This window comes from Pedobacter sp. V48 (genome assembly GCF_000523515.1).
Lineage (GTDB): Bacteria > Bacteroidota > Bacteroidia > Sphingobacteriales > Sphingobacteriaceae > Pedobacter.
The window spans coordinates 13,175-27,746 of record NZ_AWRU01000013.1 but is presented as its reverse complement, the minus strand read 5'-3'; the positions used below and the strand labels follow the sequence as shown (position 1 = coordinate 27,746).

The window sequence follows — 14,572 nt, the reverse complement described above, 5'->3', positions numbered from 1 at the left end:
CCCTGCCATACCCCTTGAGTTTAAGACTTTACAGGTTATTTTTCCATATGCGTTAATTATGGCTGGTGTTGGTTTAACAGAGGGATTATTGACCCTAAATTTGGTTGATGAGATTACCACCACAAAAGGCAACGGTAATAGAGAATGTATTGCGCAAGGAACTGCTAATATTGCGAATGGCTTTTTCTTTGGAATGGGAGGGTGCCCAATGATTGCTCAAACACTGGTTAATTTATCGGCTGGTGCCAGAGCAAGATTATCTGGAATAATTGCTTCATTAACTATACTGATTATTATACTTTTCGGTGCACCTATTATTGACCGCGTTCCAATGGCTGCATTAACAGGGGTAATGATTATGGTTGCCATTGGTACATTTGAATGGGTTAGTTTCCGCATCATTAACAAAATGCCCAGGCAAGATATCTTTATAGGTATTCTTGTGGCCGGAATTACCATTTGGCTTCATAATCTGGCACTTGCAGTACTTATAGGTGTTATCATTTCAGCGTTGGTATTTGCATGGGAAAGCGCAAAACGAATCCGTGCAAAAAAATATATAGATGAACAGGGAGTTAAACATTACGAAATATTTGGCCCTTTATTTTTCGGATCTGTAGCCGCTTTTAATGAGAAGTTTGATGTGATCGGAGACCCGCAGGAGGTTATCGTAGATTTTGGAGAAAGTAGAGTAGCAGATATGAGTGGTATAGAAGCACTAAATAAATTAACTGAACGTTATAAACTGGCAGGAAAGAAATTACACCTGCAGCATCTTAGTGAAGATTGCAAGACGTTACTCAAAAATGCTGAAACAGTGATAGAAGTTAACATCAAACAATTTTGATCTATTGCTGTTGCTTTGATATTAAATAATAAGAATGAAATTAGTTTACACGGATCCCTTTGCTATCGAACTCCATGGAGTTAAGCTTACCGTCTATCCGCAAGAGGATGGCATCTATAAAGTTTTTAAAGGTTCAAATAAATTTGCTATCCTACACGCTGTCGTCCATGAGCTGGGTATTTCCTGGGAAACAAAGGGATGGATAGATCAGTCATATGTAAATGAAATTGGGAAACTGATTGAGGAAGAGCATGTCGATTTGCTTTAATTGAATTTCTGTGTATGCCAGTACTTCTTATTTGTCTTTAGGTCGAAACCTGTAAACAATCAGGTTTCTTACAATAAGGAAACCCACAAAAAATGCCAGAAGCACTAGTATAATCTCTGATACGCCAATATTAAATCCGGATATTACAAATGCGGGGTTATTCATTTTGGTAAGGTAGGGTTTATAAACTGGATCAATTGTTTATCTTCATAAAAAAGAGAATTATGAACAATTTCCCTGTGGCTAAGCTTATACCCAAATTTTTGGTGATGGTTTCCGTATTATTACTAACCTCCTTTTCTTCAGTAAAAAAAACTAAACTGAATATTGTTTTTATAGGAGACAGCATAACGGAGGGAGGTGCCTTAAAGCAGCCGGCCTTAGAAGCAACGCCACTTATTGTGCAGCAAACACTGACCTCAACAGCGCAATTTACATCTGTTAATATTGCAAACATGGGCTTTAGCGGGCATACCAGTCTTGATTTTTTGCCAGCCACTAATACTGACTTCCCGAAGGTTATCGAAGCTGCAAACGCGTTAAACAAGGATGCCTCGGCTACACTTTTGTTTTCTATTATGCTAGGAACTAATGACAGCGCCATATTCGGGCCTAACGGATCACCTATCTCTGCCGAACAATACGATCAAAATATTTCCAAATTGATAGATAGCCTATTAAATCAGTTCCCCAAGGCAAAATTTATACTTCAGTATCCACTTTGGTATAGCACCAATACTCAAAACAATGCCGCCTATTTAGAAGAAGGTTTAAACAGATTAGAAAGCTACTTTCCAAAAATAGATAACCTGGTTAAAAAGTACACCAAATTAGCTCCTAGACGCATATTTGCAGGTGATAAATCGGGCTTTGATTTTTTCAAAAAAAATCATACTACTTTGTTTAAACCCGAACAAGGAAAAAAAGGTACGTTCTATTTGCATCCAAATGCCGAAGGGTCAAAAGAGCTGGCCAGAATATGGGTTAGAGGGATTCTTAAGGCCATCTAATGCTCTAAAGAGAGGATAATTACTGTTTTTTATGTATTATTGAACATTAATCCTTAGTCAAATGATGCTCCCTAGAAAACTAAGCTGCTTTCTTTTGGTTTGTGTCTGCTTATTTAGCTGCGTTACCTTACATGCCCAAAAGAAAGATTCCATTAATAGATCCCTTCTAAAAGATAGCTCAAAATTAGATTTTGTGGCCAAAATGCAGGCCTTTGCAAAACGTTCTTCGAAAAAGAGCGCCGATGAGTTTAATGCCGATAAAGCAACGATTGCTCAAATCAAAACCTTTGATGAGATAAAACGGACTATGCAAAAGGCAAAGGTTTATGTAAACGGTAAACTTGATACAACAGATACTAAAACCGAACTTAAGGAAATAGAAAAAGACTTTGCAGTTGCAGTTGATGGCGTTTTTACCAATAAAGGCTCCTCACAAACTTTCCGAAATCTGACTGCCACCTCAAAAATATTATCTGAACTGCTTGGTAAAATAAACACCTGGAAATTAAAGTTAGATGTTCGCCAGCAGGAATTGAACAATTTTCGGTATCAGCTCGATTCTCTATTGAGCGTACCTGCGTTGTTTAAGTTCCCAACAGATTCATCAACGCTGATGAAGTATTTGCAAAAAATCCAGGTCATTGCGTATGAAACCGGCCCAATTGACACGTCACTTAAGGTGGCAAGCAACAACATCCAGACCCTACTTAACCATGTAAATATGACTGTTTTTAAATTAGAAAGCAGTTTGGAGGAAATAGAGTCTTATCAGAAAGACATGGCTGTTCACACCTATAAGAGGGAGTTTAATAATATATGGGGGCCATTGGATTTCTACCGCCCGTTTAGTGAAATACTTGATTTTTCAGAAAAAAAAGGATTATTGACCCTTAAATTTTATGCAGAGAACAATACAGGTAAATTGATATTGCTTGTTTTACTTGTGGCAACTTCTTTTATTTATCTCCGCTCACTTAAAAATATCTATTTGGAAAACAATCTGCTAAAACCAGATTTTAATGGTCAATTGGTGCTCAGATATCCATTGTTTTCTGCTGGCTTACTTGTTATCAGTTTATTTCAATTCTTTTTTATATCGCCGCCTTTTATTTTAAACGTTATCTTCTGGTTGGTATCGTGCATTTGTCTGACCGTTATTTTTAAAAAATATGTTAGTAGGTACTGGATGCGCGTATGGCTTTTTATGGTTGTATTTTTTCTGATTGCTGCTTTGGGCAATTTGGTATTACAAGCATCCAGAATTGAGAGGTGGTTTATGCTTATTACTTCAATAATTGGAGTTTTGGGAGGCATTCTGGCGATGCTGAAAGGCCATCGGGAAGAGCTAAGGGAGAAATGGATTATCTGGTCTATCGCTTTTATGGTTTTGCTGGAATTTGCATCCACATTAGCAAATTTGTTTGGAAGGTACAATTTGGCAAAAACATTATTCATTAGCGGATTTTTGAATGTCATTATTGCCATTCTTTTTCTTTGGACCGTACGGCTCATTAATGAGGGGTTAGTTCTTGCATTTAATGTGTACTCCGGTCAGGAAAAAAAACTCTTTTACCTCAATTTTGAAAAGGTAGGTAAAAAAGCCCCTCCGCTATTTTATGTACTGCTGGTTGTTGGCTGGGTGGTACTATTAGGTCGCAATTTTCCTGCATTTGATTATCTATTCAAACCCTTTCAGAACTTTTTTAGTCAGGACCGAACGCTTGGAGACTATACTTTTAGTATTAATAATCTCCTGCTGTTTATCGTGATTATGTCAATTGCAGTTATTATATCTAAAATTGTTTCCTTTTTTGCATCTGATGGTCACCTTCCTTCAAACAGAGACAATAAGAATGATCGTCAGGGAATAGGGAGTTGGTTGCTGCTGATCCGGATTTCGATTCTCTGTATAGGATTATTTTTAGCTATTGCAGCAGCAGGGATTCCTGTTGATAGGATAACCATTATTTTAGGCGCTTTAGGTGTAGGCATAGGTTTTGGCCTGCAAACTTTAGTTAATAATTTGGTGAGTGGACTTATTATTGCGTTTGAAAAACCTGTGAATGTTGGGGATATTGTTGACGTCGATGGTCAGGGCGGTAAGATGAAATCCATTGGATTTAGGAGCAGTGTGATTTCTACCTGGGATGGGGCAGATGTGGTTATGCCTAATGGCGATTTACTTAATGCACATCTGGTCAATTGGTCGCTAGGAGGAAATCGTAAAAGAATGTCTATTCTAATAGGTATTGCCTATGATGCAGATCTTGAAAAAAGTCGAAAGGTATTAACCGAAATATTAAACAATGAAGAAAGGATTAGCAAAAATCCTGGCCCCGTTGTACAATTTGAGCAACTCAATAACAGTTCAATTGATCTGCGAATATATTTCTGGACAAAACATATTGGAGATACATCTGTTACAAGGAGTGATCTGATCATAGCTATCGTTGCTGCTTTTAAAGCCAATGGCATTACAATACCATTTCCTCAACAGGACGTCCATCTTCATCATCCAGACCAGCAATAAAGCATATGGTTGTGCACAAAATTCGGGTATCAGAGAGATGATTCATTATTGATGCTATATCTGAGCGATACCAACCCGGTTTCATAGGTCTTGCTTTGCAGCAGAGTAAGTTTTCTTCTAATATTCTGCTTACCGAACAGGGTTTTACCATCACCAAGAAGTATAGGATGTACTGACAACCATAATTCATCTACAAGGCCTTCTTTCATCAAGGCATCGGTAAGCTCAGCGCCACCATACAGCCATATGTCTTTACCTGACTGTTCTTTTATTTTTCGCGCTTGGGTAATACTATTATCGGACATAAGTACCGCACCTTGTTTTACTGTTTTCAATGATTTAGAAAATACATATTCCTTCATTACAGGCATACCCGGAATGGTTTCGCCATTATTGTTCTCTGCGTGTTGCTGCGCTATCTCGTAGCTTTTACGGCCAATAAAGATGGCATCTACGAGGGTAAAGAATTCGTTTAGACCATAATCTTGATCCGTAAAGCACCAATCATATTCGCCGTTAGGTCCTTCAATGTATCCATCCAATGTTATTGCTAATCCTAATATTAGTTTTCTCATATCGTCAATGTTTTTGTATTGCAAAACTGCAAAGATTAAATTATCTCAGATTGTACAAAACGGACATTAATAAAGAACATGTTGAGCATGGGTCAACTCACGGGGCGCATAGCCAGTATAAGCTTTATAGTCGCGATTAAAATGAGCTTGATCATAATAGCCGCTTTTATAAGCTATTTCCGTAAGTGAGAGTACTGGATATTTTTTTATATAGCGAAGTGATTGTATGAACCGATACACACGCAAATATTCTCTGGGCGACAGGCCTATATTTTGCTGAAATTTTCGTGAAAGATGGCGCTGACTAATGCCAGCATCGTTTGTAAGCTTGCTTACGGACACTAAGCCACCGGAGAGTTGCGCCTGTTGAAGGCAATAGTCTATCTGAAAATCGTTTTTGGCAGAGGCCAATTGTTGTAATAAATAATTTTGCACTATACATACACGTGTTTCATTATTGCAGGCACAGGCTAGTTTATCTTCTATTTCTTCCGCCAGATTATTCCATATATCCGATAAGGGAGCTGTTGTGTCGGTTAAGGTATGCATGGGTACCTGAAAGAACTTATACGCCATGCCAGGATAGAAACAAATGGCGAGGCAGCCAGTCCCTTTACGCATCTGAACATCCATTGGGCGGCTCATACGAAAGCTAAGGATGCTACGCTTGTGCAGTTCATCACCAATGATTGCTATCGGTGAACTGGTATAGTTCACAAACAACTCAACACAAGTATCSKRYASSACSCKYWTMYGRTNTTRKGTCTGTGTCTCCATCGCAGTCCATTGTACATATCAGCTTAATGTAAGGCCGGAGGCTCGGAATGACATCATACAATTGAATATGCATAATTTATAAAAGTATAGTATGTCTTATTACAAGGGTAAAGTTAAATAATCTTGTTGTTAACAGTGTAAGAAAGGGCTTCTACGATATTATTCACACCTAAACGCTCAAAAATTCGCCTTCTGTAGTACTTCACGGTATCAGAAGAAACAAATATTTTTTCTGCAATTTGGCTAATTGTTAACCCTTGAGCATGCAACCGCAATATTTCTATCTCTCTTTTTGTGAGTTTAGGTTTCTCTGATTTATGCCAAACATTATTTTCTAAATTTAGTTCCCAGGTTTCGTCAGTGCCTTGTTTATGAATACAAACATTCCCTGCATTTTTATGATGTGAAATAGAAACTATACACATCGCTTTCCATAACTGATCATCGCTTGTCAAAAATAACGGAGTAAGCTTATGATTGATGAGGACATGCTTACCATCCTTATTAACCAAATGGAAATCGTAAGTTATGCTATACAATTTTTTCGCATTGCCGGGCAATTTTTTATAGAAATCAAATCCTGCATCGTTAATTAGATTTAACAGCTTCAAATCATCTTCAGGAACATTTTTAAAATAGAAATCATAGCCCATATTCAACACCTCCTCAGAAGAATATCCGCATAAAAACAATGGATTTTCTGAAACGTATTCAAACGCCATCTTTTCATAATCAATAACATATATACTTTCATATGTTAACCTTGCAAAAGATTTTACAACTTCCAAATAATGTTGCTGTTGAAGATGGTCCTCTTCTGATATTTTCCCAACCCTATTCTTGGTAAGCAGGCTTGAATTAATGTTATTTTTCATTAGTAGCTAGGGCTTGATAACAAATCTACACTAAAGTGTAGTTTTTGAAAATTTTTTTGTGTCCATTTTTACAAGAAACAATTTTTGTATGGCTAAGAGAAGCTTACTCAGGTATGTTGGCTGCTATTATACCGAACCATACTAACAATCAAAATACAGACAGAAAAACAGATGATGAATTGTAAAACTTGCAACGTCGAATTAACTTCAAAATTTTGCCCTAACTGTGGACAATCCAGCCAGCTTAAAAGAATTGATGGACATTACATCATTCATGAGATTGAACATGTTTTGCATTTTGAACGTGGGATTTTATACACTATAAGAGAACTTATAGCAAATCCAGGACAAAACGTAAGAAATTATCTTTCAGAAAACAGAAGTCGACTTGTTAAACCAATAATCTTCATTATTGTTACTTCTCTTGTTTATTCGACATGCAGTAACTTTTTTCATCTTGAAGATGGTTATATAAAGTATTTTGGGAGCAATAAATCTACAACGAGTGTAATTTTTGAATGGATACAGGGACATTATGGTTATGCGAATATAATCATGGGTATTTTTATTGCATTATGGACAAAGCTATTTTTCAGAAAATATAAATTAAACATCTTTGAAATTCTAATACTTCTCTGTTTTGTGATTGGAATGGGAATGTTGATTTATTCCGTTTTTGCAATTATTCAAGGTTTAACACATTTTAGAGTAATGCAAATTGCAGGCGTTGTTGGATTTGTTTATACGACTTGGGCAATTGGACAATTTTATGAAAAGGGAAAAGCTATCAACTATGTTAAAGCGTTTTTTGCCTACATTTTAGGTATGATCACTTTTTCTTTGACAGCAATAATAATTGGCTTAATAGTAGATATAGTAATTAAACATTAAAACTTATGAGCAATAAAAAAGGAATATCATTTCTATTCTTAATTATAGCAATTATTTTAGGATGGACCATTTTTAAACAATTCGATTTTAAAAACTTAAAATTCGAAAAACCAGCATTAGCTGTTGTATATTTAATAACCTTTATAATGTCTGTTTATTTTCTCGTTAAAAACGTTAAAAAAGAGGAATAGCAGCCGACTCTATATTCCTTTTTTATGTGGAGCTACTGGCATTGAGTTGTTCGGCCAAACCGATTAAGAGGCCGTCCTTTGCACGAATATAGCAGAGTCGATACGAGTTCTCGTACTGAACCACTTCGCCAACGAGCTGAGCGCCATGCTTAATAAGCCGGGATACCAACTCATCAATATCTTGAACGGTGAACATAGCGCGTAAATAACCGAGCGCATTCACAGGAGCACCCCTATGATCTTCGATAGTAGGAGGGGCGAGAAATCGTGAAAGCTCTAGTCGGCTGTAGCCATCAGGTGTGACCATCATTGCAATCTCTACATTCTGAGTACCCAGTCCGGTAACACGACCTGCCCATTCTCCTTCGATCCTGGCCCGCCCTTCAAGCTTCAGACCTATCTCTGTGAAAAAAGAGATGGCTTCATCAAGGGATTCTACAACGATCCCAATATTGTCCATTCGCAGTAATTTATTCGTTGCCATAGTTCTATTGTTTATTCTAGGTAGCACTTTTACTAAAGTTACGTATATCTTGGAAAGATACGAAAAGCGCATCTGATAAATATTTTGCTTCTGTCTTGAACAGACCTCTAGTGTAGGAACACTAATTGCTACATATCTTGTAGCTAAACGATTAACAAACAAGAGTTGATTAAAACGATCAAAATTGATCGTCTCTTTAATGTGACTCTATCGGAGAACTATTTAACAAATGATTTGAGATTAGTAATGGATGTTTTAGCAGCATAACGATTAGGCAAGATGTACGCTGCACTTTCTACAAGGATTCCGCAGTTTTAGGTACGCACTTGCGCACATAAAAGTCAGAACATCATAAAAATGTGCAGGGAACATTGGGGAACTTTTCAAGAATTCGCTTAGCCGTTTTTTGCGTTCTAAGATAAGGGGGCATTATAAATAGATCAGGCTGCCCTTCAATATCATACATTAATTTTTGAACTTGCTTATGATCTAGCACTGTTAGTGTGACTGACGCAGTGTTATGTGTGGCATATCCTGCATTAGATTTGTTCTCTCCATGTCTTATAAACCATATCTACTTAGTTATGTACATTTTATCTCACGCAAAATACAATAGAAAAAATTTAAAAAATAGTTTCTCGCTTTCCAATTACTATTTTAATTCTCATGGAATGTGCCTGTAAACAGTCGCAATACAACCCGAATTCAGTACAGTTGTACTAATCAATGTCAAATTTAATGGCCTTGACAAATCTGAAAATATAGATAAGCCCTTACCCAAAACCACAGGGTGTGTAATTAGGTGGTATTCGTCAATTAGGCCGGTTGCAATAAGATTACGCACAAAGCTTGCTCCTCCATGTGCCAAAATTGGTTTACCGTTTTGTTGTTTCAGGAGGTTGATCTCTTTTGTCAAATCACCAATAGCCACGGTGGCATTCTCCCAGCTATCCATATGGTATGGCATAGTAGAATTACTTCTAAACGAATCTTTTGCCTGTAGCCGTGTTGAATCTTTTAAGGCTTGAGTTGTTTTGGTGATGTTAAATGGAGTGGTAATTCCACCTTTGGAAAAAACAATCTTCGGGATTTCGTTCATAGGTGCTGCTAATCGTTCATCAGAATATGGCCAGTAGGCCATCATGTCTTCATATGTACGGTGGCCCATGATATGTACACCTGCTTGCCATAATGTATTCAATATCCATGATTCGGTTGTCTCATCCATGCTTTTTATTAACCAATCGATCTCCCCGTTTGGCCCGCCAACAAATCCGTCAAAGGAGACAGACATTTTAAGAATTAGTTTTCTCATTATCTTATGATTTATCATTTCAACAAAGCTACACGGATAAGCCCTAATTAATAGGTGGCAATAAGACAATTTAGAGGGTGAAATGCGACAAGAGGCCTGCGGAATAATATTACTCAAGATTGCTTTGACCCAATTTATATTAAAATGCAGTTGAGCTGCCATCACTTCGTAACAACACTTCCAGTTCAAAACTGGTATCATCCGGAGCAAGGAACTGTGAAGGATACCTATGTTTGAGAGATTTTATGTATTTCTATTTTGGGCTGACCTAAAAAGCAAAACGTACGCATGAGTACATTTTGCTTCGTAATCCTCATGGACTGTGCATATCACCGGAAGGGGCCACCATTTTAATTGAAATACTTTGAAATGCTTTTTTGTAAAAATGCAGTGTAAAAAGCAGTTTAAACGAAAAAAGCGCACCAATATGCGCTTTTTATCTCTGCTAAGTGAGCTTGATGGTTGAAATAACGAACACTTTTCTACCTGAATTGAAGCGTATGGCGGCTTTAGGTAGGCTTCATCCAAAAAATAAAGAAGATGGTAACAAGGGTTAGTCATAATTAACAAACCGATGAGCCATTTGTACTAGGAACAGGTAATGGAGGGTTTTAAGCGAGAAATCCTTCAGTATTAGTTCGATATATCGTAAAAAATTGAGATTTGATGGAAATGAATAATGAACCCCTAGATTGAATGAAGCGACTCATTTTATTTATCACATTAACAATAAGTTATGAGGAAGTAAAAACGGAAAAGAACGTGCTTCGTTACGTCTTTCCCGTGCTCCAAGTGTTACAACTATCCAATTATTTTTGGGAGGATATTCAGCTTTTAGGACGTTTAATTAGTCGTTGAGTTGATTGATTGGATGTTCCGAAGGCCTTGATCAGGCGATTCCGGACCATTCGGAGCAGTAATTTGTGTAAATTGGAGATAAAAAGACATCTTTACGTTCAGTCGTTTAACATGATCAAAGTGTAACAGAATTGTTTACCCTGCATTTTCGGAACCAGATGGTCAATGCCCCCGGAACTTCCATCGAACTCACTGATGGTCTGCTCCAATTGAAACTACTGGTTATAATACGAAAGTAATCTATCCAGGGTTGGCGTAACCTGATCAGAGGAACGCACCATTGAGATGACGTTCTTAGCCAAAAGTTTCATTTCGGCTTTTGCTGCATTTGCGTGTGGCGCCATTCCTAAGGTTCCTAATTTACCTTTCAAAGCCCGCTGCCAATATAAAATACAGAGCCACTCGGGCGTAAACATAAAAATGACCTTTAAGTTAAATGGAGTGACAGGAATATTTAAAACACTGCAAGCCCTGAATCCCTCCCGGATACTTTTAACCATAGTTTTGACACTCTCCCAACTATTTCCCAAACGGCAGATATCCCCATTTTCCTTTCCAATGGCCGCAGCTACGCAGCAAACAAAAACTGCATGCGTTTTCAACCAGGCTGACATATTATCATTTATATCCGCAGGAAATCCTGCGGATATAAAAAGCGATTTAAGATTTTTTATTTCAATCCTTGATTTCCCGTTAACTTCGCCAATAGTCGTTTTTTGCTGGTCTATCAGGATAAAATCAACACAATTATTTTGAATTGTTCCCCCAATCCCTGGAAATCCTATTAACACCTTTTTGGGCTGCAATTCATCAATCAATTTCGGTAGGTTCCCTGGATCATTGAACATAAAAAGAATCAAAGATGACCCGCGGTTGTTTTTTAATATGGGTATAACCGAGCCAATTTGTTCTGAACGAACTGTGACAATAATCAGGTCGTACATATCTTCGGGCAATAACTCTTGCGTTAATGGAATTCGAATCTTAATTAATTCATTAGTCAAGCCGTTTTTTAATATTACACCTTCCTTTTTTAAATGCACTAATCTGCTACCACGTGCCAACAGCGTTACCTCACCAGTCGTTTTTTGTAGCTTCGCGGCGTAAACGCTACCGATAACGCCAGCTCCATAAACTAGAATTTTCATTTTTTCTTCCAATATAGCCATTACTAACTCAACTATATGCTTAGCAACCGAAAAATCATTCTTGCTCCACAAGTTTTGGGATTGATCCAGAATCGGTGAGTATTTTAGTTTTTCCACTAAAACAAAAAAGCTTGCAATCATTTGATTTGCAAGCTTTTACGTAGTTTTGATACTATTCTCTGTGATCCCGCTGGGATTCGAACCCAGGACCACTACATTAAAAGTGTAATGCTCTACCAGCTGAGCTACGGAATCAAAGTTCTTATTTGGAACTTTCCTCTAAAGCGTTTCCCTTTAAAGTGGTGCAAATATAGGATTACGATATATATTCTGCAAATAATATATCGAGAAATCACATACTAAGCTGATTCCTAGCCCCATTATTTACATTTAATCTTTTCTTCACCTTCAATTCATATTGCTATCTCCGTAATAAAGACAAATTGCGATTAAACAATAGGGTAGAGGGCAAATTATTTTTACAGAAAATTAAGCAGCAATTTATTAATCTCATCTTTATGCGTAAGGAACACGCCATGTGATGCACCTTCTATAACATGATACTCTGAGTTGGGCAACAATGAAGATGTTACGTCACTCGTAATATTAATAGGTACAATTTTATCATCATTGCCATGAATTATCAATACAGGAATGGTAATTACGCTTAAGTCTGTTCTAAAATTAGTTTCAGAGAAGGAACGAACACACTCAGTGGTAGCTCTCGGACTGGCAACAATTGCAAGTTGATGCATCCAGTTTTGAATCTCCTGACTAACTGGCGTGTTCTGTTCATCTGCGCTAAAAAATTGTCGTCCAAATTCTGCTAAAAAAGCAGGTCTGTCATTTTGAAGGCCAGCAATCATACCATCGAATACTTCACGGGGAACACCATCTTCATGATCTTCTGTTTTTAAAAGCAGGGGAACTACAGAACTGATCAACACAGCCTTAGTAACTCTAGACGATCCATATTTACCTAAGTACCTCACCACTTCGCCACCACCCATCGAAAACCCTACAAGGGTTACATCGTTTAGGTTTAGCGCTGTAATTACTTCATGTAAATCGGCCGCGAGTGTATCATAATCATAACTATGCCATGGTCTGTCTGATTGACCAAAACCACGTCTATCGTATGCTATACATCTATATCCTGCATTTACCAGTGCATTAACCTGATACTCCCACATCTCATGTGATACCGGCCATCCGTGGATTAAAACCACAGGCTTACCCGTCCCTAAATCTTCAAAAAATATATTAACAGATGAACTGTTCTCAGCATTCTTTTTAACGTATGGCATAATAGTTTCTATTTAATGTTAACTCTTTTAATAACATAGTCAAAGGTCATTTGTTTAATAAAAACAAACAATATCTGGCCATAATAAACTTTATATTCTCATATTTGAGGTATTAAACTAACCCATAAGGTATAAAAATACCAAGAGGAATAACTATAAATAATGAATAAAGCTATTTTTTTGGATCGCGATGGCGTTCTTAATCACGAAATCCACGACTACATTACCAAACTAGAAGATTTTGAAGTATTGGAATATCAGATTCCTCCATTAAAAAAACTATTTGACGAAGGTTACTTACTTATTGTAATTACAAATCAAGGGGGAATTGCTCAAAAGCGCTATACCGAAGAAACATTGGCCGAAATGCATAAAGCGCTTGCCCAAAAATTTAAAGACCAAGGCGCCTTGATAACACATGCATACTATTGTCCTCATCATCCAACCGTTTCTGGCGATTGTGAATGCAGAAAACCTAAATCGGGAATGCTTTTAGAAGCCATTGCCAAATACAATATTGATCCGGCACTTTCTGTAATGATTGGCGACAAACCAAGGGATGTTGAAGCTGCCAACGGAGCGGGGGTAAAGGGGATAGAGATATTGCCTGATGAGCAGATAGATTATAATCTTGTCAAGAAAGCACTTGCAGGGAATGAATTTCAAACACTCAGCGCTGGAATATTAGATAGGGCTAATGGATAAGTAGTTAGCTGTCATTGCCAATAAATCGCATAAAAAAAGCTGGCATCATAATAATGATCCAGCCTTTTTTATGCATTAAGGAAATATTATTTTGCCTCTGAAGCTTTTTTGTGATCTGCAAGAAACTGAGCTAAACCGCTATCAGTTAATGGGTGCTTTAACAAAGCAGTAATTGCAGATAAAGGACCTGTAATTACATCTGCACCTAATTTAGCACAGTTTACAATATGCAGTGGACCGCGGATAGAAGCAGCTAAAATTTGTGTTGGGTAACCGTAGTTATCAAATATTAATCTGATATCTTCAATTAACTGTAAACCATCAGTAGAGATGTCGTCTAAACGACCTAAAAATGGAGATACGTATGTTGCACCAGCTTTAGCGGCTAATAATGCCTGTCCGGCAGAAAAAATCAAAGTACAGTTTGTTCTGATGCCTTTAGATGAAAGATATTTAATTGCTTTAACGCCATCTTTAATCATAGGTACTTTAACAACAATCTTTGGATCTAATTTAGCTAAAGCTTCACCTTCTTTAATGATTTCATCATAGGTGGTGGATATTACTTCTGCACTTACATTATCATCTACAATAGCGCAGATAGCTTTGTAATGCGCGATTACATTAGCATCGCCCGTAATACCTTCTTTAGCCATAAGACTAGGGTTAGTGGTTACACCATCTAAAACACCAAGATCTTGTGCTTCTTTTATTTGATCAAGATTAGCTGTGTCAATAAAAAATTTCATGTTATTTAATTTAGCAAATTGGTTAATGTTATAAGTTGTCAA

Annotated in this window: 15 protein-coding genes, 1 tRNA gene and 1 pseudogene; 7 read left to right on the top strand and 10 right to left on the bottom strand. The window is 37.2% G+C overall.

All coding sequences use genetic code 11. The annotated features are described in order from the left end of the window. From N824_RS34170 to N824_RS12400, 4 genes are all read left to right on the top strand, one after another. Positions 1 to 847, top strand: an 847-nt coding sequence (locus tag N824_RS34170; protein ID WP_048905798.1) for a SulP family inorganic anion transporter, incomplete at its 5' end; no start/stop codon positions are given. A gap of 34 nt (positions 848 to 881) precedes the next feature. Further along, the gene (locus N824_RS12410) at positions 882 to 1,115 is read left to right on the top strand and encodes a hypothetical protein (protein ID WP_048905479.1); all 234 of its coding nucleotides are present in this window, start codon (positions 882 to 884) and stop codon (positions 1,113 to 1,115) included. A gap of 224 nt (positions 1,116 to 1,339) precedes the next feature. Beyond that, positions 1,340 to 2,125, top strand: a complete 786-nt coding sequence (locus N824_RS12405; RefSeq protein WP_048905478.1) for a GDSL-type esterase/lipase family protein — start codon at positions 1,340 to 1,342, stop codon at positions 2,123 to 2,125. Positions 2,126 to 2,327: 202 nt separating this feature from the next. Continuing rightward, positions 2,328 to 4,655 (top strand): mechanosensitive ion channel domain-containing protein, encoded by a 2,328-nt coding sequence (locus N824_RS12400; protein ID WP_235207124.1) that lies wholly within the window; start codon positions 2,328 to 2,330, stop codon positions 4,653 to 4,655. A 29-nt stretch (positions 4,656 to 4,684) separates the two neighbouring features. Here the strand turns inward: N824_RS12400 and N824_RS12395 are convergent, their stop codons facing one another. The 3 genes and pseudogenes from N824_RS12395 to N824_RS12385 all read right to left on the bottom strand — a co-directional run bounded on the left by N824_RS12395 (position 4,685) and on the right by N824_RS12385 (position 6,795). After that, complete coding sequence (locus N824_RS12395; protein ID WP_048905476.1) at positions 4,685 to 5,230, bottom strand: dihydrofolate reductase family protein; 546 nt, start codon at positions 5,228 to 5,230, stop codon at positions 4,685 to 4,687. Between the two features lie 66 nt (positions 5,231 to 5,296). After that, positions 5,297 to 6,007 (bottom strand): annotated as a pseudogene (locus N824_RS12390) (helix-turn-helix domain-containing protein). A 113-nt stretch (positions 6,008 to 6,120) separates the two neighbouring features. Beyond that, the gene (locus N824_RS12385; RefSeq protein WP_235207104.1) at positions 6,121 to 6,795 is read right to left on the bottom strand and encodes a response regulator transcription factor; all 675 of its coding nucleotides are present in this window, start codon (positions 6,793 to 6,795) and stop codon (positions 6,121 to 6,123) included. A 258-nt stretch (positions 6,796 to 7,053) separates the two neighbouring features. Between N824_RS12385 and N824_RS12380 the strand changes: the two genes are divergently transcribed. Continuing rightward, positions 7,054 to 7,773 (top strand): DUF3667 domain-containing protein, encoded by a 720-nt coding sequence (locus tag N824_RS12380; protein WP_235207103.1) that lies wholly within the window; start codon positions 7,054 to 7,056, stop codon positions 7,771 to 7,773. Positions 7,774 to 7,778: 5 nt separating this feature from the next. Further along, positions 7,779 to 7,964, top strand: coding sequence for a hypothetical protein (locus N824_RS12375; protein ID WP_048905473.1), 186 nt, complete (start codon positions 7,779 to 7,781; stop codon positions 7,962 to 7,964). Between the two features lie 22 nt (positions 7,965 to 7,986). On the opposite strand, the gene N824_RS12370 is transcribed toward N824_RS12375, so the two are convergent. The 6 genes from N824_RS12370 to N824_RS12350 form a co-directional block, all read right to left on the bottom strand. After that, on the bottom strand, positions 7,987 to 8,448 hold the full coding sequence (locus tag N824_RS12370; protein ID WP_048905472.1) for a VOC family protein: 462 nt from the start codon (positions 8,446 to 8,448) through the stop codon (positions 7,987 to 7,989). 349 nt (positions 8,449 to 8,797) lie between these two features. Continuing rightward, positions 8,798 to 9,013, bottom strand: a complete 216-nt coding sequence (locus tag N824_RS38365) for a hypothetical protein (RefSeq protein WP_373419287.1) — start codon at positions 9,011 to 9,013, stop codon at positions 8,798 to 8,800. A gap of 99 nt (positions 9,014 to 9,112) precedes the next feature. Beyond that, complete coding sequence (locus N824_RS12365) at positions 9,113 to 9,763, bottom strand: dihydrofolate reductase family protein (protein ID WP_048905471.1); 651 nt, start codon at positions 9,761 to 9,763, stop codon at positions 9,113 to 9,115. Positions 9,764 to 10,836: 1,073 nt separating this feature from the next. Further along, positions 10,837 to 11,910 (bottom strand): ketopantoate reductase family protein, encoded by a 1,074-nt coding sequence (locus N824_RS12360; protein ID WP_048905470.1) that lies wholly within the window; start codon positions 11,908 to 11,910, stop codon positions 10,837 to 10,839. Positions 11,911 to 11,951: 41 nt separating this feature from the next. Continuing rightward, a tRNA-Lys gene (locus tag N824_RS12355) sits at positions 11,952 to 12,024 on the bottom strand. 224 nt (positions 12,025 to 12,248) lie between these two features. Further along, a complete protein-coding gene (locus N824_RS12350; protein ID WP_048905469.1) occupies positions 12,249 to 13,076 on the bottom strand; it encodes an alpha/beta fold hydrolase in 828 nt (275 codons plus the stop codon). 162 nt (positions 13,077 to 13,238) lie between these two features. On the opposite strand from N824_RS12350, the gene N824_RS12345 reads away from it, so the two are divergent. Next, entirely contained in the window at positions 13,239 to 13,781 is a 543-nt protein-coding gene (locus tag N824_RS12345) for an HAD-IIIA family hydrolase (protein ID WP_048905468.1), read from the top strand. Between the two features lie 86 nt (positions 13,782 to 13,867). Here the strand turns inward: N824_RS12345 and fsa are convergent, their stop codons facing one another. Further along, entirely contained in the window at positions 13,868 to 14,530 is a 663-nt protein-coding gene (gene fsa, locus N824_RS12340) for a fructose-6-phosphate aldolase (RefSeq protein ID WP_048905467.1), read from the bottom strand. Positions 14,531 to 14,572 lie beyond the last annotated feature (42 nt).